Annotated in this window: 24 protein-coding genes and 1 tRNA gene; 11 read left to right on the forward strand and 14 right to left on the reverse strand. The window is 58.8% G+C overall.

The window, feature by feature from the left end; genetic code table 11:
• Nucleotides 1-81 precede the first annotated feature (81 nt).
• Genes KIN_RS03360 through KIN_RS03380 form a run of 5 tightly spaced genes read left to right on the forward strand, consistent with a single transcriptional unit; the run spans nt 82 to nt 3,647 of the window.
• Nucleotides 82-975 carry an SPOR domain-containing protein gene (locus KIN_RS03360; protein WP_159804532.1) on the forward strand — a complete coding sequence of 298 codons (894 nt, stop codon included), beginning with the start codon at nt 82-84 and terminating at the stop codon, nt 973-975.
• Nucleotides 976-978: 3 nt separating this feature from the next.
• Nucleotides 979-1,992 (forward strand): beta-N-acetylhexosaminidase, encoded by a 1,014-nt coding sequence (nagZ, locus tag KIN_RS03365; RefSeq protein ID WP_159804533.1) that lies wholly within the window; start codon nt 979-981, stop codon nt 1,990-1,992.
• Nucleotides 1,993-1,994: 2 nt separating this feature from the next.
• Nucleotides 1,995-2,783 carry a segregation and condensation protein A gene (locus KIN_RS03370; protein ID WP_159804534.1) on the forward strand — a complete coding sequence of 263 codons (789 nt, stop codon included), beginning with the start codon at nt 1,995-1,997 and terminating at the stop codon, nt 2,781-2,783.
• Nucleotides 2,783-3,424, forward strand: a complete 642-nt coding sequence (gene scpB / locus KIN_RS03375) for an SMC-Scp complex subunit ScpB (protein ID WP_159804535.1) — start codon at nt 2,783-2,785, stop codon at nt 3,422-3,424. The genes KIN_RS03370 and scpB overlap by 1 nt, the downstream gene beginning before the upstream one ends.
• A gap of 25 nt (nt 3,425-3,449) precedes the next feature.
• On the forward strand, nt 3,450-3,647 hold the full coding sequence (locus tag KIN_RS03380; RefSeq protein ID WP_159804536.1) for a hypothetical protein: 198 nt from the start codon (nt 3,450-3,452) through the stop codon (nt 3,645-3,647).
• On the opposite strand, the gene KIN_RS03385 is transcribed toward KIN_RS03380, so the two are convergent.
• Complete coding sequence (locus KIN_RS03385) at nt 3,622-4,767, reverse strand: MFS transporter (protein ID WP_159804537.1); 1,146 nt, start codon at nt 4,765-4,767, stop codon at nt 3,622-3,624. The two genes, KIN_RS03380 and KIN_RS03385, sit on opposite strands and share 26 nt — an antisense overlap.
• Nucleotides 4,768-4,841: 74 nt before the next feature.
• Between KIN_RS03385 and KIN_RS03390 the strand changes: the two genes are divergently transcribed.
• Nucleotides 4,842-5,369, forward strand: coding sequence for an Lrp/AsnC family transcriptional regulator (locus KIN_RS03390; protein WP_159804538.1), 528 nt, complete (start codon nt 4,842-4,844; stop codon nt 5,367-5,369).
• Between the two features lie 3 nt (nt 5,370-5,372).
• Here KIN_RS03390 and KIN_RS03395 read toward each other — a convergent pair whose 3' ends face one another.
• The 8 genes from KIN_RS03395 to KIN_RS03430 all read right to left on the reverse strand — a co-directional run bounded on the left by KIN_RS03395 (nt 5,373) and on the right by KIN_RS03430 (nt 11,047).
• Nucleotides 5,373-6,452, reverse strand: coding sequence for a 2'-deoxycytidine 5'-triphosphate deaminase (locus tag KIN_RS03395; protein ID WP_159804539.1), 1,080 nt, complete (start codon nt 6,450-6,452; stop codon nt 5,373-5,375).
• A 72-nt stretch (nt 6,453-6,524) separates the two neighbouring features.
• Nucleotides 6,525-6,601, reverse strand: a tRNA-Pro gene (locus tag KIN_RS03400).
• Nucleotides 6,602-6,665: 64 nt separating this feature from the next.
• The gene (locus KIN_RS03405) at nt 6,666-7,559 is read right to left on the reverse strand and encodes a MerR family transcriptional regulator (RefSeq protein ID WP_159804540.1); all 894 of its coding nucleotides are present in this window, start codon (nt 7,557-7,559) and stop codon (nt 6,666-6,668) included.
• 75 nt (nt 7,560-7,634) lie between these two features.
• Nucleotides 7,635-7,934: an integration host factor subunit alpha gene (gene ihfA, locus KIN_RS03410; RefSeq protein WP_159804541.1), complete on the reverse strand. Its 300-nt coding sequence runs from the start codon at nt 7,932-7,934 to the stop codon at nt 7,635-7,637.
• A gap of 98 nt (nt 7,935-8,032) precedes the next feature.
• Nucleotides 8,033-9,001, reverse strand: a complete 969-nt coding sequence (locus KIN_RS03415; protein WP_174239097.1) for a beta-ketoacyl-ACP synthase III — start codon at nt 8,999-9,001, stop codon at nt 8,033-8,035.
• A complete protein-coding gene (gene plsX, locus KIN_RS03420; RefSeq protein ID WP_279285219.1) occupies nt 9,001-10,092 on the reverse strand; it encodes a phosphate acyltransferase PlsX in 1,092 nt (363 codons plus the stop codon). The genes KIN_RS03415 and plsX overlap by 1 nt, the downstream gene beginning before the upstream one ends.
• Nucleotides 10,093-10,141: 49 nt before the next feature.
• Nucleotides 10,142-10,348, reverse strand: a complete 207-nt coding sequence (rpmF, locus tag KIN_RS03425) for a 50S ribosomal protein L32 (protein WP_159804543.1) — start codon at nt 10,346-10,348, stop codon at nt 10,142-10,144.
• A gap of 168 nt (nt 10,349-10,516) precedes the next feature.
• Nucleotides 10,517-11,047, reverse strand: a complete 531-nt coding sequence (locus KIN_RS03430; protein WP_159804544.1) for a YceD family protein — start codon at nt 11,045-11,047, stop codon at nt 10,517-10,519.
• 90 nt (nt 11,048-11,137) lie between these two features.
• On the opposite strand from KIN_RS03430, the gene KIN_RS03435 reads away from it, so the two are divergent.
• Nucleotides 11,138-11,614: an outer membrane protein assembly factor BamE gene (locus KIN_RS03435; protein ID WP_243144799.1), complete on the forward strand. Its 477-nt coding sequence runs from the start codon at nt 11,138-11,140 to the stop codon at nt 11,612-11,614.
• An 18-nt stretch (nt 11,615-11,632) separates the two neighbouring features.
• Here the strand turns inward: KIN_RS03435 and msrB are convergent, their stop codons facing one another.
• Nucleotides 11,633-12,025 (reverse strand): peptide-methionine (R)-S-oxide reductase MsrB, encoded by a 393-nt coding sequence (gene msrB, locus KIN_RS03440; RefSeq protein WP_159804545.1) that lies wholly within the window; start codon nt 12,023-12,025, stop codon nt 11,633-11,635.
• Nucleotides 12,026-12,152: 127 nt separating this feature from the next.
• Here msrB and KIN_RS03445 point away from each other — a divergent pair, with 127 nt between their 5' ends.
• The 4 genes from KIN_RS03445 (at nt 12,153) to KIN_RS03460 (ending at nt 16,458) form a co-directional block, all read left to right on the forward strand.
• Nucleotides 12,153-12,884 carry a GNAT family N-acetyltransferase gene (locus KIN_RS03445; protein ID WP_159804546.1) on the forward strand — a complete coding sequence of 244 codons (732 nt, stop codon included), beginning with the start codon at nt 12,153-12,155 and terminating at the stop codon, nt 12,882-12,884.
• A gap of 51 nt (nt 12,885-12,935) precedes the next feature.
• Nucleotides 12,936-14,741 (forward strand): ABC-F family ATP-binding cassette domain-containing protein, encoded by a 1,806-nt coding sequence (locus tag KIN_RS03450; RefSeq protein WP_159804547.1) that lies wholly within the window; start codon nt 12,936-12,938, stop codon nt 14,739-14,741.
• Between the two features lie 2 nt (nt 14,742-14,743).
• Nucleotides 14,744-15,730, forward strand: a complete 987-nt coding sequence (locus tag KIN_RS03455; protein WP_159804548.1) for an Ldh family oxidoreductase — start codon at nt 14,744-14,746, stop codon at nt 15,728-15,730.
• Nucleotides 15,731-15,807: 77 nt separating this feature from the next.
• Nucleotides 15,808-16,458: a DUF3047 domain-containing protein gene (locus tag KIN_RS03460; RefSeq protein WP_159804549.1), complete on the forward strand. Its 651-nt coding sequence runs from the start codon at nt 15,808-15,810 to the stop codon at nt 16,456-16,458.
• On the opposite strand, the gene KIN_RS03465 is transcribed toward KIN_RS03460, so the two are convergent.
• The 4 genes from KIN_RS03465 to KIN_RS03480 form a co-directional block, all read right to left on the reverse strand.
• Nucleotides 16,459-16,908: a DMT family transporter gene (locus tag KIN_RS03465; RefSeq protein ID WP_159804550.1), complete on the reverse strand. Its 450-nt coding sequence runs from the start codon at nt 16,906-16,908 to the stop codon at nt 16,459-16,461.
• A 124-nt stretch (nt 16,909-17,032) separates the two neighbouring features.
• Nucleotides 17,033-17,650: a class I SAM-dependent methyltransferase gene (locus KIN_RS03470; RefSeq protein WP_159804551.1), complete on the reverse strand. Its 618-nt coding sequence runs from the start codon at nt 17,648-17,650 to the stop codon at nt 17,033-17,035.
• A complete protein-coding gene (pssA, locus tag KIN_RS03475; RefSeq protein WP_159804552.1) occupies nt 17,650-18,441 on the reverse strand; it encodes a CDP-diacylglycerol--serine O-phosphatidyltransferase in 792 nt (263 codons plus the stop codon). Before pssA ends, KIN_RS03470 begins: the two co-directional genes overlap by 1 nt.
• A gap of 3 nt (nt 18,442-18,444) precedes the next feature.
• Entirely contained in the window at nt 18,445-19,137 is a 693-nt protein-coding gene (locus KIN_RS03480; RefSeq protein WP_159804553.1) for a phosphatidylserine decarboxylase, read from the reverse strand.
• Nucleotides 19,138-19,198 lie beyond the last annotated feature (61 nt).

The raw sequence follows: 19,198 nt of genomic DNA on the forward strand, positions 1-19,198 counted from the left end.
AACGATCGACGCCGATCCGCGAGTGACGAGCAGTTTTAAAGACAGACCACCCGGGCACGAATTCGGGGGCGGAGAGGCGATATGGCAAACGTGGAATTCGACACGAGAGTGGCGTCTGACGGCGACACGACTGGACTTTTGGCACGGATGATGAACTGGGTCGGGGCCGCATCCTCCGTCGCGCTAATTGCGGGACTGGGTGTGTGGGGCTATCAACTCACCGTCCGGGACGTCAGCGGGGTGCCCGTTATTCAGGCCCTCGAAGGCCCGGCGCGTGTTCAACCGAACGAACCGGGCGGTGAACTGGCGCAAAACCAAGGTCTTGCGGTAAACGCACTTCAATCAGAACAAGCGACCACCGACGACACAATCCCCGCGCCTCAGGTTGTGCTGGCCCCGGCGCCGTTGGATCTGGAGGCCGAGGACCGGGTGGTCACCGCACCTGCCCTTGATGTTGCTGCACCGGCTGAACGCATCGTGCCGCAACCTGCCGTTCTGAGCGCGATCAACACCGATGATGCGGTGGCAGAGGCTTTAGGGCTTACACGGCCCAACGCTCAGTTGGCATCGCTTTCCACATCCGCGCGGGTCGACCCCTCGATCCCAGGTGTGCGTAAATCTTTGCGCCCGGCACTGCGCCCAAAGGTCGATATGGCCCGCATCGCGCAGCAGGCGGGATATTCCCCTGCGCCTGTCACAGACCTTGATCCGGCCGCCATCCCAACCGGTACACGTCTGGTGCAGCTTGGAGCCTATGATACCCGCGCCGAGGCGGAAGCGGAATGGGATAGGGTTGGCATGCAGTTCACCGATTACCTGACTGGCAAGTCACGCGTCATCCAAGAGGCCCGGTCGGGCGGCGGCAGCTTCTTCCGCCTGCGTGCCGCTGGATTTGACGATCTTGATGCATCCCGCCGTTTCTGCACAGTGCTTGAGGCAGAAGGCGCGCGGTGTATCCCGGTCTCGGCCAAGTAGCGCATGGCGCAAGATCACCCGCCAGACACCACGGGTGCTTACATTTTCGGATGTGCGGGCGAAACGCTCAGCGATACTGAACGCGCATTCTTTACCGAGAGCGCTCCGTGGGGCTTTATCCTTTTTGCGCGCAACATCACGGACCGCGATCAGCTAAAAAATCTCACCGATGATCTGCGCGAAGCGGTTGGCTGGAACGCACCTGTGCTGATCGATCAGGAAGGGGGGCGGGTTCAGCGTATGGGGCCACCGGTCTGGCGCAATTATCTGCCTGCTTTGGATCAGGTTGCCGCCAGCGGCGCCCATGCCGCTCGCGCAATGTATCTCAGAAACAGATTGATCGCGCATGATCTTCACGAAGTTGGTATCGACGTCAATTGCGCGCCGCTTGCCGATGTCATCCGTCCTGAAAGCCATCCGATCCTGAAGAACCGCTGCTATGGCGAGGATGTCGAAACGGTCGTCGCGCTTGCTAGGGCGTGCGCCGAGGGTCTTGCAGATGGGGGCGTTGTGCCTGTTTTGAAGCATATTCCGGGTTACGGGCGGGCTGTGGTCGACGGACACAAGGCTTTGCCAGTTGTAGATGCCCCGATGTCGGAATTGCAGGCCGTGGATTTCGCGCCCTTCGCCCAGCTGCGTGATCTGCCTATGGGGATGACGGCCCACATCGTGTTGTCTGAGCTAGATTCTATGCCCGCGACGACCTCGCCCAAGGTAATGGAGATGATCCGCACGGAGATGGGGTTTCAAAACCTGATCATGACGGATGATATATCCATGGAGGCGCTGTCGGGTTCCGTGGCTGAGCGATCCCGTGCGGCGCTTGATGCCGGGTGCGATCTGATTTTGCATTGCAACGGTGATATGACCGAGATGGCGTCCGTCGCTGCCGCTTGCGGCGTGCAGACGCCTGACATTCAAGATCGGTGCGCGCGCGCGCTATCCCATCGCAAAGCCCCAACGGACATTGACATTTCGGCGCTAGACAGTGAGTTTCAGGCCCTTATTGCGGGGTGAGCATGTCCGAGACAGGTGAAGACGATTGGGAGGCCGACGATGTCGAAGCCCGGCTTGCTGCCGAGGCTCTTATTGTCGACGTCGATGGCTTCGAAGGACCGCTCGATCTGCTCTTGACCTTGTCACGCACGCAGAAGGTCGATCTGCGCAAAGTGTCCGTGCTGCAGCTGGCCGAGCAGTATCTGGCGTTTATCGACCAAGCGAAGGCCTTGCGTCTGGAGTTGGCTGCCGACTATCTGGTGATGGCGGCATGGCTGGCGTTCCTGAAGTCTCGTCTGCTCTTGCCGCCTGATCCTTCTGAGGAAGGTCCATCGGGCGAAGACCTCGCCGCCCACCTTGCCTTTCAGTTGGAACGTCTGGCCGCGATGCGGGAGGCCTCTGCCAAGCTGATGGCGCGGGACCAGCTGGGGCGTGATTTCTTTGCGCGCGGTATCCCCGAGGATGTGACGCGTGTGCGCCGCGTAACGTACTCTGCCACACTTCTGGACCTGATGCAGGCCTATAGCCGGATCCGCACGAAAGATGATTTCCGCCCCTTTGTGATGGATCGGGAAAAGGTGTTCACGATGGAGCAGGCTCTGGACCGCATGCGCGGGTTGATCGGGTTTGCAGGTGATTGGACCGAACTGATCAGCTACCTGCCCGAGGGTTGGGAGGCTGATCCGGTCAAACGGCGCAGCGCAACGGCGGCAACCTTTGCAGCGACGCTGGAACTGGTAAAAGCCGGTCAGATTGAATTGCGGCAGGGCGACGTCTTCGCCCCGATCCAGATCCGCAAAAAGGGCACGTGATGGACGATAAGGTGAACGAAACGCTGTTTGAAGCACCGCCCATGGCGGAGCAGGAGCGTATGGTCGAGGCGATCCTTTTTGCCACGGCCGAGCCTATAACGGTGCGTGAGCTTGAGGCGCGGATGCCGCACGGGTCTGACCCGGCTGAAGCTCTGGTCTACCTCAAGAAGCGCTATGAGGGCCGAGGCGTTCAGGTCATGCGGGTCGGGGATGCATGGGCCATCCGAACCGCGGGTGATCTGGGCTTTCTCATGCAGAAGGAAACTATCGAGACCCGCAAGCTTTCGCGCGCTGCCATAGAAACACTGGCTATTGTGGCTTATCATCAACCGGTAACACGGGCGGAGATCGAAGAAATTCGTGGCGTTAGCGTTTCGCGGGGCACGATTGACCAATTGATCGAGCTGGAGTGGATTCGGTTCGGGCGCCGGCGCATGACGCCAGGGCGGCCTGTGACATTCGTCGTCACGCAAGGGTTCCTTGACCATTTCGGTCTAGAGAACGCGCGCGACTTGCCGGGTCTGAAAGAGCTGCGGTCCGCCGGGCTGCTGGACAATCGACCGCCGCCCGGCGTGGGTGCCGCACTCGACGATGATGAAGACGAGAGCCCGGACGGGCAGGACGAATTGTTCGAAGACTAAGCCAAAAGGCGAGAGAGGTCAGATCATGAACCGGATCATCAATATGGTATTGCGCCAACTGACGCGCCAGTTGGTCAGGCGCGGTGTGAACTCTGGCCTGAATTATATGACCAAGCGGGGCAAGAAGTCCGCAGCAAAGGCCGACCCGTCAAAGCCTGTTCCAAACAATGCGAAGCAGAACCGTCGCGCAATGCGGATCATGCGGCGCTTCGGGCGGTTCTGAGCACCAAGGCATCCAGCACGGCGATACTGACGGACACTGCAGCTAGAACGGCGCAGGCAGCGTACCCGTACGCCTCAAAAACAGGGCGGAAACCAATCGCTCCGGCGAAGACGCAGATATATGTTATGGAGGAATTCAGTCCAAGGATCGCGCCCCGTTGATCCGGATCAAGCGCCACCATCCGACTAACAATAAGTGTCAGGCCCAGATGCTGTACGACCCCCCAAATGAAAGCCAAGGCGATGAATGCCGACAGGTGATCCACGGCTTGTGACATCAGCAGATAGACTAAGGCAATCGCGCTGAAGATCGGCAATGACATGCGATGAGCTCCACGCCGGTCAATCCAGCCATCAAGCAGAACGGCCAGCCCGAAGCCGATCCCGTAGCTCAAGGGGATCAATCCGGTTTGTGCGACCGAGGCCCCTAGAACGTCTTTCATATGCGCGCCCAGAAAGCTGTAGAAACCATAGAACGCCAGCATGAAAGCCGCCGCGACCAAAAGCGCCCGCGTGATGCCAGGCACCTGTAACGCCGTCAGTGGCGTCGTTGGAGTGCCCGCGCGGATATGATTGGGTAGGCCCGCCCGCAAGAGGGCGAGCAAGATGAGACCGCTGAGCGCGACCATCGTTACATAAACCGCGCGCCAGTGGATCATGTCCGCGATAAGCGCAGCGAGCGTAACGCCAGCGACGAGGCTCAGCGTCCATCCGGTCAGAACTGTTCCGATTGTTTTGTTCTGTTGGCCGGGTGGCGCGATTTGCGCGGCCAATGCATACGCGGCGGGCAGGGCGATACCGGCGGCGATGCCGGCAATTCCTTGAGCCAAAGTCAGAAGCCACAGGGCGGGCGCAGCCGCACTCAGGGCTAGAGCGGCCAGCATTATGTAGAACGCCCTAAAGAGCGCACGATCCGCACCAATCCGATCCACCTGCGGGGCGAGAAACAAGGCGGAACCCGCCGTGCCAAGCCCAAAGACCGCTGCGGCTTGCATCACGGTAGGCGCGTCGGCGCCGGCAAAGCTCTCGGCGACTGCACCGGAGATCGGCGAAAGGGCGAGCGAATTTGCCCCAACGATGCCGACCGCTGCGGTCAGTAGCAGTATTTTTACAGGTGGCATAGCGGTTTCCGTGAATATTTTCTTGTCCGAGCGTATATATGAAAGATAAAATTCGGAAAAGAGCGGGGGGCGTGATGGTGGAAAAAACAGAAAATATTCAGAAAACCGCAGGGCGAGGTCGCGATTTAGACGCCGTGGACCGAAGAATATTAGGTGAATTGGCAGTTGATGCGACGCAGTCATTTGCAGCATTGGGCGAAACTGTTGGACTTTCGGCTCCCGCAGTTCATGAGCGCGTCAAGCGGTTACGCAAAGCAAAAGTGATCAAAGACACGGTCGCGGTGCTGGACGGGGCCGCTGTTGGCAAGCCGCTTTTGGCGTTTGTGCATCTCGATACAGTAGGCTGGGGCAAGACGACAGAGCTGATGGAGTTGGCCAATCTTCCGGAGGTGGAGGAAATCCATTCGGTGACTGGCGACACGGGGCTGATCCTCAAGGTTCGGGTGGCCTCGTCCGTCGCGCTCGAAGGTCTTCTTTCCCGTATTTATGATCTGCCCGCCGTACGAACCACCCGAACTTACATGGCCCTTTCGACGCGGCTTGAGCGCACGCCGCAGGCAGGTATCACCGAGGATCTGACCGCCGGTCCGCACCTGAAGTAGGGATCAGATCGCCTTGAAATGCTTGGAAAGCTTCAGGCCTTGCCCTTGATAGTTGGACGCAATACCAGCGCCGTAGAGTTGATCCGGCACCTCAGACATCTGCTCATAGACCAGCCGCCCCACGGTCTGGCCGTGCTCCAGCACGAAAGGTGCTTCGTGGCAGCGGACCTCTAGGACGCCGCGTGAGCCGGTGCCGCCCGCTGCGACATTTCCAAAGCCGGGATCGAAGAATCCCGCATAGTGCACGCGGAATTCGCCCACCATTGCCAGATAGGGCGCCATCTCGGCGGCGCAGGCTGGTGGGATATGCACGGCTTCCCGACTGACGAGAATGTAGAACGCCCCCGGATCCAGAATGATACGGCCCTGGGTGGTTCGGATCTCTTCCCAAAACTCTGCCGGGTCATAGGCCCCGATCAGATCCATATCGATCACGCCGGTGTGGGGTTTGGCGCGATACCCGACAAGATCCGTATCCGTCGGTTTCAGATCGACGGAAAATCCCAGACCTTGATCGATATGGGCTGTCCCGGAGACGAGCGTTTCTTTCTCATGCAGTGCAAGCAACGCGTCATCATCCAGAATGGCCTGTCCCGCACGAAACCTGATCTGATTAAGTCGCATGCCTGGGCGAACGAGGACGCTGAAAGAGCGCGGGCAAATCTCGGCGTAAAGAGGGCCGTCATACCCCGGTTCTATCCGGTCGAACTCGACACCATCATCGGTGATGACCCGTGTAAGCAAATCGAGCCTGCCCGTGGAGCTTTTGGCGTTGCAGACGGCCTGCACGCCCTCTGGCAAATGTAGATGCTCCATCAGTGGGACAACGTAGACGCAGCCCTTCTCAAGTACAGTGCCTGGAGTCAGGTCCACCTCATGCATTTTGAACTCGGCCAGACGATCCGCCACGCAGTTGCCTTGCCCGGCAAGAAAAGATGCGCGCACCCGGGTTGCGGTAGTGCCAAGGCGCAGATCTAGGCTGGCTGGTTGGATTTGGGCGGCATCGATAGCGGGCGTCGCGCCGAGCGTGCCATCCTCTATCATACGTCTGATTTGCTGGCTGGCCAGAACACCCGTGGTCATCGCACGCCCTCCTAACTCCGTTCCCAGCTTACACAAAACGCCCGGCGCCAAGGCACACGGGCGTTTGATGATTGGTCGGGCTAGCAGGACTCGAACCTGCGACCTTCCGTCCCCCAGACGGACGCGCTACCAGGCTGCGCCATAGCCCGACGAATGCCCCTTCATACTGCATTTGATCTTGGGGGCAAGAGCCCTGTTGCAGCCATCCTCGCGTCAGGATGACAGCCCTTCGGCCATCCGATCCCGAAGTGTTTGCAGCCGCGCTTGCAGGGCGCGGAGCTTTTCCATATCGCCTTTGGCAGCTGTCGCCCGGCGCAAATCCGCGATGGCAGCGGCGCGATCCTCAGCCCCTTCGGGTGGTTTGACCTCGGCGGGGTCCGGATCTTCCGGAACGGGTTTGACAGGCGGTGCGTCCGCGACGATTTCAGGCTCAGGCTCAGGCTCAGGCTCAGGTAACACTTCCGCGTCTTCGATAGGTGCTACGACAGGTTCCGGATCGTCAAAAACGAACTCAGGATCAGGCCGGGTGTCGTTATCCAAGGTCACCTCGGCCACGTCCTCGTCCGTCGTGACCACTTTGATTTTCGGTTTGGAGCGCTTCATCGGAACGACGTTGCCGACACCCTTTTCCGGCGCCTCTTCGGCCACTTCGATAAACGGTGCTTCGTCCACCGCCTCCTCTTCCGGCCCTTTGTCATCATCCTGAACGGGGGTCAGACCGTGCTCTGCCTTCAGGGGCGGTGTCTCGCGGCGGATCTCTGCGCTGCGGGCGCGACGGCTCTCCCGGCGGGTGGCGCGTTCCAACGTTGCATCAGCATCGACGGGCGTTTCAATATCAGGCGACCGGGCGGCGACATGCTTGACGCCTTCTTCCTTGAGCATCTTCTGGACGCCCCGGATCGTCAAACCGTCGTCATGCAGAAGCGTTTTGATGCCCCCGATCAACTCCATGTCAGTGGGGCGGTAATAGCGTCGCCCGCCCGCCCGTTTGACCGGTTTAATTTGCGAAAACTTACTTTCCCAGAAGCGCAGAACATGGGCGGGAACATCCAGCCAATCCGCAACTTCCGTTATCGTTCGAAACGCTTCGCGCGCCTTTTTCGACATACTACTGCTCCCTCACGCGTTCTGCGCACACTCCGCAAGCCACGTATGACCCGGAGGGGATATAAAACCCGTTAATTATTTGTTTCCGGACGCCACACGGTCTTTCATCAAGTGAGAGGGGCGAAAGGTCAGAACGCGGCGCGGGTGGATGGGCACCTCTTCCCCCGTTTTCGGGTTGCGGCCGACACGGGCGCTTTTTTCCCGCACGCTGAATGTCCCAAACGAGGAAATCTTAACCTGCTCGCCGCGCACAAGCGCGTCTGACATATGGGTCAGCACACTTTCCACCAGATCGGCGGATTCATTGCGCGACAATCCAACTTCTCGGAAAACGGCTTCACTTAAGTCCATACGCGTTAAGGTTTTCGACGTCATTGGCAGTCCCCCACTTTTCCAGAGACGATAGGGGACGGGCAATTTCCGAGTCAATATCAAGGACTTGGAACTCTCCCTTTACGCGCATCTTTTCGCACCTAAAGGCGTAAAACGACCGAACCCCACGCCAAACCACCGCCGATGGCCTCCATCACAAGCACGTCGTCGGGTTTAAATTTGCCTTCAGCGTTCGCGACAGACAGGGCAAGGGGAATCGATGCGGCAGATGTGTTGCCATGATCTTGCACTGTGAGAACGACCCGATCCATCGGCACACCCATTTTCTGGGCAGTGCGCGTGATGATACGCAAGTTGGCCTGATGAGGGACAATCCATGTGACGTCATCGGCCGTTAGCCCGGCCTTACCCAGGGCGGTTTCCGCAGTGGCAGCCAGCTTTTCGACCGCGTGACGGAACACTTCCTTGCCCTGCATGACCAGCACACCCGCCGTTTGGGTGCTTGATACGCCGCCGTCAACGTAAAGCAGATCCCGGTAGGTACCGTCAGAGTTCAGGTCAGTCGCCAGAATGCCTGTGTCGGCGTTGTCGCCCGCGCCTTCTTGCACTTCCAACACGACGGCACCTGCACCGTCCCCGAAGAGGACACATGTTGTACGGTCTTCCCAGTTCATGATGCGGGAAAACGTCTCGGCACCAATGACCAGAACCCGATCGGCCTGCCCGGATACAATCAAAGCATTGGCATTGGCCATCGCGTAAACAAAACCTGCGCAAACCGCTTGCACATCAAATGCATAGCCCCCTGTCTTGAGTGCTGCCTGCACCACGGTTGCGACAGACGGGAAGGTGTAGTCGGGGGTCGAGGTTGCAACGATAATCGCGTCGACATCTCCGGCCGAGATACCCGCGTTTTCCAGCGCCGCACGTCCGGCATGGACGGCCAAGTCAGAGGTTTTTTCGCCTTCGGCCGCAAAATGGCGACGTTCAATGCCTGAGCGCGCCCGGATCCATTCGTCCGATGTGTCGACCCATTTTTCGAATTCCGAGTTTTCGACGACGCGCGCGGGCAGATAGTGCCCCGTGCCTTTTAAGGCGGCTCTGCGTATCATGTGGTTTTTAGGTCCCCGATCTCGCCGTCGTCCCCTGCGACGATTTCGTCAGTCTGACTTGCGTTTGTGGCTGATGCAACCCGAGCGGCGAGTTTCGCGCCAAAGCCCGTTTCGGCCAGTTTGAACGCCAATTTGATGGCAGCAGAAACACCTGTCGCATCGGCCGAACCGTGGGACTTCACGACCGTGCCATTTAGGCCAAGAAACACGCCTCCATTGACCCGGCGGGGGTCAATCCGCTTCTTGAGACGTCTCAGCGATGTATAGGCCAAGAGCGACGCAATTCGGGAAAGGGGTGAATACTTGAAAGCTTCCCGGAGCGCTTCGGAGATGAGGTTGGCAGTGCCTTCGGCGGTTTTCAGCGCGACGTTGCCGGTAAACCCGTCGGTCACGATCACATCCACGCGGTCGGATGGGATGTCGCCGCCTTCAACAAACCCGACAAATTCGAATTCGTTGTCCTCCGCTGCGTCGGCAATGATGTCATAGGCCACCTTAAGCTCCGCACGTCCCTTATGTTCTTCGGTTCCTACGTTCAAAAGTCCGATCCGAGGGCGTGCGAGGCCGAAGCCGTTGCGGGCGTAGGACATGCCCATAAGCGCGTATTGCAGAAGGTCATCTTGATCGGCACGAATGTCGGCGCCGACGTCAAGCATCAGGTTGAAGCCACCGGGATTGCGCGAAGGCCAAAGGCAGGCGATCGCCGGACGGTTCACGCCTTCGATCTTGCGCAGGCGGATCATCGAAACGGCCATGAGCGCCCCGGTGTTTCCGCAGCTGACACAGACTTCCGCCTCACCGTTTCGGACGCTTTCAATGGCCGACCACATCGAGGTGCCCTTGCCATGGCGCATGACGTGACTTGGCTTGGCTTCCATCGACACGACGTCTTCCGCGTCGCGAATTTCGACCAGATCCTGAAGCTTACGCTTGTTCACAAGCGGCTTCAGTTCGTTTTTCGGCCCGTGGAGGATGAACCGGATATCAGGATTTTTTTCCGCAGATTTTGCCATACCCGCAACAACAACGGCGGGTCCGCTGTCGCCGCCCATCGCGTCTATGGATAAAACTGTTCGGGATGTGCCCACATTGCCGCCTGTTTTTGTCGCTGCTTATGTTTTGCAGCGCAGCCTAGGCTTATGCGTCCACGTCGTCCAGATCGAGCTCGTCGGCTTGGGCCACGACCTCACGGTCTGCATAGTGACCGCAGGCGCCGCACACATGGTGGGGGCGCTTCAGCTCACCGCAATTGGAACATTCATTGGGGTTCGCCGCCACAAGGGCGTCGTGGGACCGGCGATTGTTCCGGCGCGAACGGGTCACTTTATTCTGCTGGACAGCCATGTCTCAACCTCAGGTCTCTGATGGGGGCAGGGCCCCGGTTTTGTTCAATATCGTATGACGTTCAGCGGGCTCTACTGCCAATGCGGCGCGGCGTCCAGACTGATCTGTCGAAGAAGCGCGGAAAATACGCGGATTCGTCGGATTGGCAAGGGAAATCTGGTGCGCGGTCTAGTTCTTGTTTTCCAGCTGCTTTTTAAGGTCCGCCAGGCCAGCAAAGGGTTTGGTATCTTCGTCTGTCAGGGCGTCGGTTCCGGGTTCTGTGAATACCGCTTCGCCAAGATCTGCGCCCTCTGCGCGTGGATAAAGCGGCAGGGCCAGCGCCAATGCCTCTTGCGCGACCTGCGCCACGTCGATTTCGGTGCCCAATGGTTCGGTTCGGTCATCTTCCGGCATCTCGACCTCGGTGTCTTCAGGCTCAATCCAGTCCTGAACGAAAAACCGCTCTACCTCATCTTCGATACGGGTCGTCACCGGTTCCAGCGTAACCACACAGGATTGCACGACCGTGGCGCCCAAACGTCCTTTCAGGTGCCAGTCCGCCTTGCCTGTCGCAGATATCGAGCCCTGAAAGCTCAGCTTACGAACACCGGATATCTTCAATGCAAGGGCCAGATTTGTCAGTGCGGTTTTATCGGGGCGGTATTCAAAGGATGTGGGTGTGGACTGGCTGAGTTTCGAGACACGAAAACGGGCGTTCATGGTTTGCTGTCCTTCACGGCTATCTTTCTTGAACCTGGGAACGTCCTTCTGTAAGCCTTCGCAGACGTTAAGAGCAAGTGAGAGCGGAGTATGGTCTCAGTGACAAGTCGGAAGAGCAAACGCCTGTTTGCAGGTATGTGCTTTTCGATGGCGCTCTTTGCGAGTGGGTGTTCGGAGGTCATTCGCAACCACGGCTATGCCCCCAGTGAAGTGGAATTGCAGGACATCGTCGTGGGTGCCGACACGCGCGGCACCGTCGAAGATGTGGTTGGCAGACCCTCCACATCGGGCGTCTTGCAGGCTGGGGCGTGGTATTATGTTGGATCGACGATCCGGCATTACGGCTACAGGGCACCGAGAGAGATCGACCGTCAGGTCGTCGCGATCACCTTTTCCGAGGACGATACGGTGCAGAACATCGAACGGTTCGGCCTGGAACGTGGACAGGTCGTCACCTTGTCGCGCCGGGTCACCGAGACATCCGTGCGTGATTTCAACATTATCCAACAGCTCTTGCGGAACTTCGGCCGGATCGATCTGGGCGAGATCGTGGACGGCGATCAGTAGCGGGACGTAGCGTGCGCGTCAGTCTTCTGGCTCGAACTCAAGTGCGACACCGTTGATGCAATAACGCAGCCCGGTCGGTTGTGGCCCGTCTGGGAACACGTGGCCCAGATGCCCGTCACACCGGTTGCAATGCACCTCCGTGCGGCGCATGAGCCAGCTGTTGTCTTGTTTCTCGCCCACCATTTCGCCATCAACGGGGGCGTAAAACGACGGCCAGCCCGTGCCGCTGTCAAACTTGGTTTTGGCATCAAAGAGCGGCGCGCCGCAGCCCTTGCAGCGATACATCCCGTCGGCTTTGGGGAAATCATCATGGGTGAAGGCGCGCTCGGTTCCGTGTTTGCGCAGAACCTTGTATTCCATGTCTGACAGCTGCTCTTTCCATTCAGTCTCGCTTTTGATGACTTTTTCCATCGTGCCTGCCTTTCCAATTTCTTTACGGTGTCATGCGGCTGTGACACTCTCTGCGCAACGGGCGCAAAAGCCTATCTAGGGTGAGGGCGCGTTTCGTCCAAGGGCGGTTTATGGGGAGGATGCTGGAATGAAACTGCTCAACAAGGGACGCTATGACGCCCGGTTCGCCGAGACGGATGACGATTTATCTGCCGCACAAACGCTCCGCACATTGGCTTTTCGGGCGGCGGGCGTTCCCGATGCGGATGCCTATGATGCCGATTGCAAGCATGTTCTGATTACGGATCATAAATCTGGCACGCTTGTGTGTTGCTTCCGCCTTATGCCGATCCAGAATGGACAAGCCATTCACCGCAGCTATTCCGCGCAGTATTACGAGTTGTCCGGATTGTCCGATTTTGATGGACCCATGGTAGAGATGGGCCGCTTCTGCATTCACCCTGACTGGGCTGATCCCGACATCCTACGCGTGGCGTGGGGCGCAATGACTCGGTTCGTTGATGAGAACGGGGTTGAGATGCTGTTCGGATGCTCGTCCTTCAAAGGCACGTCAGAGCAGGACTATCTGGATGCGTTTTCCCTCCTTCGTGACCGCCATCTTGCGCCCAAGCGCTGGTTGCCCCGCGTGAAGGCACCACGAATATTTTCGTTTGGGGGCAAATCAGGACGCAAGCCGGACCTGAAGGCCGCGATGAAAGTCATGCCACCTCTGTTGCGCAGCTATCTGGCGATGGGGGGCTGGGTCAGCGACCATGCGGTGGTCGACGATGATCTGGGCACGCTCCATGTCTTTACGGGTCTTGAGATCAGAGCGATCCCGCCCGCACGCGCCCGCTTGCTTCGGACTGTCGCGGGCTAGTGCCCATGTCAGTCGGTTGACGCCGCCGGGGCTTGCCCTTAGCTGGCAGGCATGGCGCGTGCTCCCCTTTTACAGCTTTCCGATATCTCGCTGACCTTTGGCGGCGATCCGGTGTTTTCCGACCTTTCTTTGGTGGTTCAGCCGGGTGACCGCGTCGCTCTGGTCGGCCGCAATGGATCCGGTAAATCGACGCTGATGAAAGTCATGGGCGGCTTGGTCGAGGTGGACACCGGCGCGCGCGTTCTGGCACCGGGCACCGTGACCGGATACATGCAACAGGATCCTGATCTGACCGGGTTTGCGACGCTTGGTGACTATGCACTGTCCGAGATGGACCCGTCGGAGCAGTACAGACTTGAGAGCGCCGCCGAAGGGTTGAAGTTGAACCTTGAAGCGCCGGTGACGACTGCATCGGGTGGAGAGCGCAGACGCGCCGCCTTGGCGAAGCTGCTGGCGGAAGCGCCGGAGCTTATGCTTTTAGACGAGCCGACCAACCATCTTGATATCGAAGCGATTGCATGGCTGGAGGCAGAACTGTCCCACACCCGCGCTGCCTACATCCTGATCAGCCACGACCGTGCGTTTCTGCGGGCGTTGACTCGCGCGACCCTTTGGATCGACCGTGGTGCCGTGCGCCGTCAGGAGAAAGGGTTTGAGGCCTTCGAGGCGTGGCGCGACAAGATCTGGGAGGAAGAAGATCAGGCCCGCCACAAGCTGAACCGCAAGATCAAGGCAGAGGCCCGTTGGGCGGTTGAAGGCATCAGTGCCCGGCGCAAGCGCAATATGGGCAGGGTGCGCGCCTTGGGCGAACTGCGTGCCGAGCGTGCCAGCCAGATCACGCGCACCGGCACGGCAGCCATGGCGTTCGAAGGCGGCCCGAAAAGCGGCAAGCAGGTCATTGTGGCGGACGATATCTCCAAGACTTTTGATGACACTACGATCGTCCAGAATTTTTCGCTGAAGGTCGCGCGCGGGGACAGGGTTGCGTTCGTCGGGCCGAACGGGGCTGGGAAGACGACGCTGCTGAACATGCTCATTGGTCAGACGCCGCCAGATACGGGGCAGGTCACGCTCGGCACGAACCTGATCCCGGCGATCTTTGACCAGAACCGGGCTGCATTGAACCCGGACGATACGTTGTGGGCTTCGCTGACGGAAGATCCGGCCACGCGGGTGAAAGGTCAGTCCGACTACATCATGGTGCGCGGCACCCCGAAACATGTCGTTGGGTATTTGAAGGATTTCCTGTTCGATGAACGGCAGGCCCGCGCGCCTGTCCGGTCGCTGTCAGGCGGGGAAAAGGCGCGTCTGCTGCTGGCGCGCATCATGGCCCGTGAAAGCAACCTTTTGATCCTTGATGAGCCCACCAACGATCTGGACATTGAAACGCTGGATCTCTTGCAGGAATTGATCGGCGACTATGACGGGACCGTTCTTCTGGTCAGCCACGATCGTGATTTTCTGGACCGTGTCGCAACAACAACCGTCGCGCTGAAGGATGGGCGCGCCACAGTTTACGCTGGCGGTTGGTCCGATTATCAGGCGCAGCAAGGGCAAAGCGACGCCATCGCTGAGCCTGCTCAAATAAAGGCAAAGCTCGAAACGAGCGCCCCAAGGGGAAAGCCCAAGGCTGGTCTGAGCTTCACAGAAGAACATCGCCTGAAGGCGCTGCCCGGCGAGATTGAGCGCCTTGAGGCTGAGATTGCAAAACTGACAGAATTTCTGTCTGATCCGGATCTCTTCAGCCAGTCACCTGCCAAATTTGAAAAGGCGAGTGCCGCTTTGGTGGAACGTCAGTCGGCCCTGAGTGCCGCGGAAGAGGAATGGTTGACCCTCGAGGAAAAAGCGGAGGCATAGGCATGGCATCGATTGGTTTGGACGAGATCGAGAGTACGACGAGAAAGGCCTTGGTCGGACACAGCGCTGCGGACTGGATCGCCTCAGAAGTTGCCCGTGCGGTGCGCCGGGCCGAGGAAACGGGCAATGTCATCTGCGGGCTTTACTACGTGGAAAGCTACTGCCTCCAGCTTGCTTCGGGCCGGGTGAACGGGACCGTGGAGCCAGAGATCACACGTCCGCGACCCGCGTCTGTCAAATCGGATGCGAAATACGGATTTGCACAGGCCGCCTTCGCCAAAGCGTTGCCCGAAGCGGTCGCGGCGGCCAGGGAGAACGGTACAGCCACTCTCGCTGTCGCTCACGCGCACACATGCACCTCGCTGGGATACTTCACAGAGCAGATCGCGGCTGAAGGGCTGATCGGCATCGGTTTTACAAACGCTTCGCCGGTGGTTGCGCCTCCGGGCGGCAACACTGCGGTGATCGGCACGAACCCGATTGCGATGACGGTGCCGGGCCCGGATGGTCCCCGCATGCATTTCGACTTTTCGACGTCCGCTGTCGCTTTGGGTAAGATCACAATGGCGAAGGCTGCGGGCGAGGCGATCCCGGAAGGTTGGGCTGTTGATGCCGAAGGACGACCGACGACCGATCCTGAAGCGGCGCTTGCCGGTGCGCTGGTCTCGGCAGGTGGTTACAAGGGGTGGGGCTTTGGTCTGATGGCAGAGCTTTTGGCCGCTGGGATGACTGGCTCGGTGAACTCGCTTGATGTTTCGGGTTTGAAACTGGCAGACGGGCCGCCCCACGGGCTTGGTCAGTTCTACTTTTTGCTGGATCCGGGCACCTATACGGACGCGTTCGATGATCGGTTTGATCGGGTTGCGTCTGCGGTAGCCACCCAGCCCGGCGCCCGCCTTCCCGGTGCCGCGCGCCCTGAAGCCAACGTGGTGCAGGTGCCTGACGCATTATGGGAAAAGATCACAAAGCTAGCGCGGACACACGCCTAGCGCCCACGCGCTTGTGTCTCGACATGGACGGTCGCGGCGCTACTTCTATTTCATTCTGAAGGCGGAGAGTTAACAGTATGTTTTTGAGGATATTTGCGACGTGCATTGCGACAGCTTCCTTAACCATTGGGGCAGCGTCCGCTTCCACAGTCAGCTTCGCGGGCTGGAAGGAGCAGCGGTTTTCTTTGTTCTCAAGCAACGACTACCGCTTCGGTCAGCGCAGTCTGGGCGTAGTTTCTGATGGGTCCGTTTCGTTGGCCTATACCCGTCTTCCCATGTCTGTTTGGCAGGCACAAACAGCCCAATGGAAATGGATGGTCGACCGAAGCGTGCCGCCGACGGACCTCGCCCGGGAAGGAGGCGACGACCGGAACCTTGCGCTTTACTTTGTCTTTTTGCCCGAGGATGTTGTGGACGATTTCGGACCGCAGGCACCCGTCCGCAAGCTTCTCCAAAGCGATGATGTGCGTGTGTTGATCTACGTGTGGGGCGGAAATGCCTCGCGCGGTGCGTTTCTCGAAAGTCCCTACTTAGGCAATCGGGGCCGCACAATTGTGCGCCGCGCGGCATCCCCTGGTTCGTTCGATGAAGCCGTTGATCTCAAAACTGATTTCCGACGCGCGTTTGGGACCGATCCGGGCGCCTTGGTCGGTTTGGCAGTCTCCGCTGACAGCGATGATACCGACACAAAGATCGTCGGTGAGATATCTGAACTTCGCCTGCAGTAACTAGCTGCGACCGGCCACCTGCGTGAGGAACACGCCTGCGGCCATCGTTGCGATGCCCATCGCCCTTATCCATGTCAGCGCCGATTGCTGGGCGCCGAACAGACCGAAATGGTCGATCGCGGCGGCAGAGATCAGCTGGCCCAGAAGTACGAAAAACACGGCATTTCCCACACCGAAATGCGGCGCAATCCATGTGATGGATAGAACGTAGAACGCGATTAGCACACCTGCAAACAGTAGATGGCACGGCGCAGCTGTAACGAGGACTACGGGTTTGATGCCTGTGATCAGTGAGACCGCGAGCGCGCTGAAGAAAGCGACGCCAAAGAGAACGACCGAGGCAGCGGCCGGTGCCCCGATGGTTCGCCCTAGCTGTGCATTGAGCGCTGCAAGCATGGGAATGCCGATCCCGGCGATCAGCATGGTCAGGGCATAGCTCGAGTTGGACATGATGGCTCCGAAACGTAGTTCTGCGCCGACTGAACCATCTGTCCGTCCGCGGCGCAACGGTGCGGATATCGTAGCGCTCGAGACGGAGTTTGAGGAGCTCGGGCTAATTTCTAACCGCGATGGCCTAAGCTTCTTTCTCGAAGATCAGCAGTGTCATCATGCCGACCGGAGGCAGGGTGCGTTTGTCGGTCAGCTTCAAACTGGGTTCCTGCAAAACCGTCTCGATCCTGAAATCCGAATGCCAGCCGATGAGGTTGGCGAATGGCGCTGTGATCCGCTCGGCCAGTGAAAGAACACCTGTATCCCGCGCGAAGTGATTGGTGATCACTACTTTTCCGCCTGGTTTGCAGACACGGGCCATCTCTGCCACGACACGCTCGGGTTCCGGTACGACGGAAACGATATGCATGGCTGCGACCGTGTCAAAATGATTGTCGGGGAATTTAAGCGCGCGGGCATCCATCTCCTCCAATGCCTTAACGTGGGTCAGACCTTTCTCGTCTACTTTGACGCGCGCCTTTCCCAACATTTCCGCACTTGCGTCAATGCCAACGACTTCTTTGTCCGAAGTGTAATCCTCCAAAGAGAGACCAGTTCCGACGCCGACTTCCAATATACTTGGACCCTGAGTGTTGATGTACTTTACCGCGCGCCGACGCCCGATACCCGTGATCGCCCCGAAGGTTTTGTCGTAGACCGGCGCCCATCGCGCATATGATTTCTGAACGGCTTGAATATCCATCACATATCTCCGTGTTGCTGGGAGTGCTGTTTTTTGCTGCGCCAGGCCAGAAAGAGGCCAACGATATAAATCAGGTCGAACAGAACGAGCGTTGCCCAGATATACGTCAGAAGCGCCCAGGAACCGAAGACCATGCCGAGCAGGAAGAACTTTATGTTACTGCGAGAGATGGTCACGTTCTTGATCGAGTATGTGGGCAGGCGACTGATCATCAGAAGCGCCACGCAGATCGTATGCAGAATGATCACTTCTGGCATCAGGATCGGGTTGTCCGACAGGGCGAATGACAAGAACATCGGGAACATCACCAAAAGCGCTCCGGCGGGGGCGGGGACACCAACGAAAAAAGTGTTCTGTCCATCCTCGGAATCCGATTTATGGCCTACATTAAATCGGGCCAATCGGATCGCGCAGCTGACGGAGAAACTCAAAACGGCGATCCATCCGGGGCCGCTCATATCCTGTAGCGCCCAGATGTAGATCATGAGCACAGGGGCCACGCCGAAGTTCACAAAATCGGCCAAGGAATCAAGCTCCGCGCCGAGTGTACTTTCGCTTTTGAGTAGACGCGCCAGTTTGCCGTCCAATGCATCCAGCACGCAGGCCACAAGGATCAATTTGACTGCTGTTTCGAAATTGCCCTGAACTGCGAACCGAATGGCCGTGAGGCCTGCGCAGATAGCCAAGATTGTCAGAAGGTTGGGTAACAGCTGAATAAGGGGCAGGTCAGCCCGCGCGCCTGAACCGCCCCGAGCCTTGGGATCGTCCGGATCGGGGGTGTCACCGCGCATCGGTCATTCCGTCTGACCGGTCCGGCGCGCCTCGTCCGAGGCAAGATCGGCCAAAACCGTTTCACCCGCGACCATCGTCTGTCCCACGCTAACATGCGGGGCGACGCCGTCGGGCAGATAGACGTCAAGACGGGAGCCGAAGCGGATCAGGCCAAACCGCTCGCCGGCGCGCAGCTGATTGCCTTTTTTGACGAAGCAGACAATGCGGCGCGCCACCAGGCCAGCGATTTGAACAACGACAATCTGTTGACCAGCTGCGGTCTCGATGCACAGGCTGTTGCGTTCGTTGTCAGCGCTCGCCTTATCGAGCGATGCATTAACGAAGGTGCCCGGATGGTATGCGATCGCCGCGATCTTGCCCGCAATGGGCGCGCGGTTCACGTGGCAATTGAACACATTCATGAAAACGCTGACGCGTGTCAGCGGTGCGTCGGCCATACCCAGTTCCTTCGGTGGAACGGCGGGCTCTATCAGGGAGACGATTCCATCCGCAGGACTGACGATTAGACCGTCGCGCTGCGGTGTCGTTCGCTTGGGGTCGCGAAAGAAGTAGTAACACCAGACGGTCAAACCAACACCGATCCAGCCGAGGATGGATGAGATCCAGAACAGACCTGCCGTGACCACTGCAAAGATGGCGACAAACTTGATCCCTTCCGGGTGCATCGGCTTCAGGAATGTCCCGAGCATTGTCATGGTCAAAGCCGCTTTCTGTATAGGAGTGCGTCTTCGTATCGCGGAATGTTAAGGCGGTTCA

This window comes from Litoreibacter roseus (genome assembly GCF_009811795.1).
Classification (GTDB): Bacteria; Pseudomonadota; Alphaproteobacteria; order Rhodobacterales; family Rhodobacteraceae; genus Litoreibacter; species Litoreibacter roseus.

Bases quoted from the DNA above. Each gene is read 5' to 3' on its own strand.
- KIN_RS03455 (WP_159804548.1), top strand. From the start codon at position 14,744: ATGGCATCGATTGGTTTGGACGAGATCGAGAGTACGACGAGAAAGGCC.
- KIN_RS03390 (WP_159804538.1), top strand. From the start codon at position 4,842: ATGGTGGAAAAAACAGAAAATATTCAGAAAACCGCAGGGCGAGGTCGC.
- KIN_RS03435 (WP_243144799.1), top strand. From the start codon at position 11,138: ATGGTCTCAGTGACAAGTCGGAAGAGCAAACGCCTGTTTGCAGGTATG.
- ihfA (WP_159804541.1), bottom strand. From the start codon at position 7,934: ATGACGTCGAAAACCTTAACGCGTATGGACTTAAGTGAAGCCGTTTTC.
- KIN_RS03430 (WP_159804544.1), bottom strand. From the start codon at position 11,047: ATGAACGCCCGTTTTCGTGTCTCGAAACTCAGCCAGTCCACACCCACA.
- KIN_RS03465 (WP_159804550.1), bottom strand. From the start codon at position 16,908: ATGTCCAACTCGAGCTATGCCCTGACCATGCTGATCGCCGGGATCGGC.
- scpB (WP_159804535.1), top strand. From the start codon at position 2,783: ATGGACGATAAGGTGAACGAAACGCTGTTTGAAGCACCGCCCATGGCG.
- KIN_RS03395 (WP_159804539.1), bottom strand. From the start codon at position 6,452: ATGACCACGGGTGTTCTGGCCAGCCAGCAAATCAGACGTATGATAGAG.
- KIN_RS03445 (WP_159804546.1), top strand. From the start codon at position 12,153: ATGAAACTGCTCAACAAGGGACGCTATGACGCCCGGTTCGCCGAGACG.
- pssA (WP_159804552.1), bottom strand. From the start codon at position 18,441: ATGCGCGGTGACACCCCCGATCCGGACGATCCCAAGGCTCGGGGCGGT.
- KIN_RS03380 (WP_159804536.1), top strand. From the start codon at position 3,450: ATGAACCGGATCATCAATATGGTATTGCGCCAACTGACGCGCCAGTTG.
- KIN_RS03480 (WP_159804553.1), bottom strand. From the start codon at position 19,137: ATGACAATGCTCGGGACATTCCTGAAGCCGATGCACCCGGAAGGGATC.
- KIN_RS03360 (WP_159804532.1), top strand. From the start codon at position 82: ATGGCAAACGTGGAATTCGACACGAGAGTGGCGTCTGACGGCGACACG.
- KIN_RS03405 (WP_159804540.1), bottom strand. From the start codon at position 7,559: ATGTCGAAAAAGGCGCGCGAAGCGTTTCGAACGATAACGGAAGTTGCG.
- KIN_RS03460 (WP_159804549.1), top strand. From the start codon at position 15,808: ATGTTTTTGAGGATATTTGCGACGTGCATTGCGACAGCTTCCTTAACC.
- KIN_RS03450 (WP_159804547.1), top strand. From the start codon at position 12,936: ATGGCGCGTGCTCCCCTTTTACAGCTTTCCGATATCTCGCTGACCTTT.
- KIN_RS03370 (WP_159804534.1), top strand. From the start codon at position 1,995: ATGTCCGAGACAGGTGAAGACGATTGGGAGGCCGACGATGTCGAAGCC.
- msrB (WP_159804545.1), bottom strand. From the start codon at position 12,025: ATGGAAAAAGTCATCAAAAGCGAGACTGAATGGAAAGAGCAGCTGTCA.
- nagZ (WP_159804533.1), top strand. From the start codon at position 979: ATGGCGCAAGATCACCCGCCAGACACCACGGGTGCTTACATTTTCGGA.
- rpmF (WP_159804543.1), bottom strand. From the start codon at position 10,348: ATGGCTGTCCAGCAGAATAAAGTGACCCGTTCGCGCCGGAACAATCGC.
- KIN_RS03385 (WP_159804537.1), bottom strand. From the start codon at position 4,767: ATGCCACCTGTAAAAATACTGCTACTGACCGCAGCGGTCGGCATCGTT.
- KIN_RS03470 (WP_159804551.1), bottom strand. From the start codon at position 17,650: ATGGATATTCAAGCCGTTCAGAAATCATATGCGCGATGGGCGCCGGTC.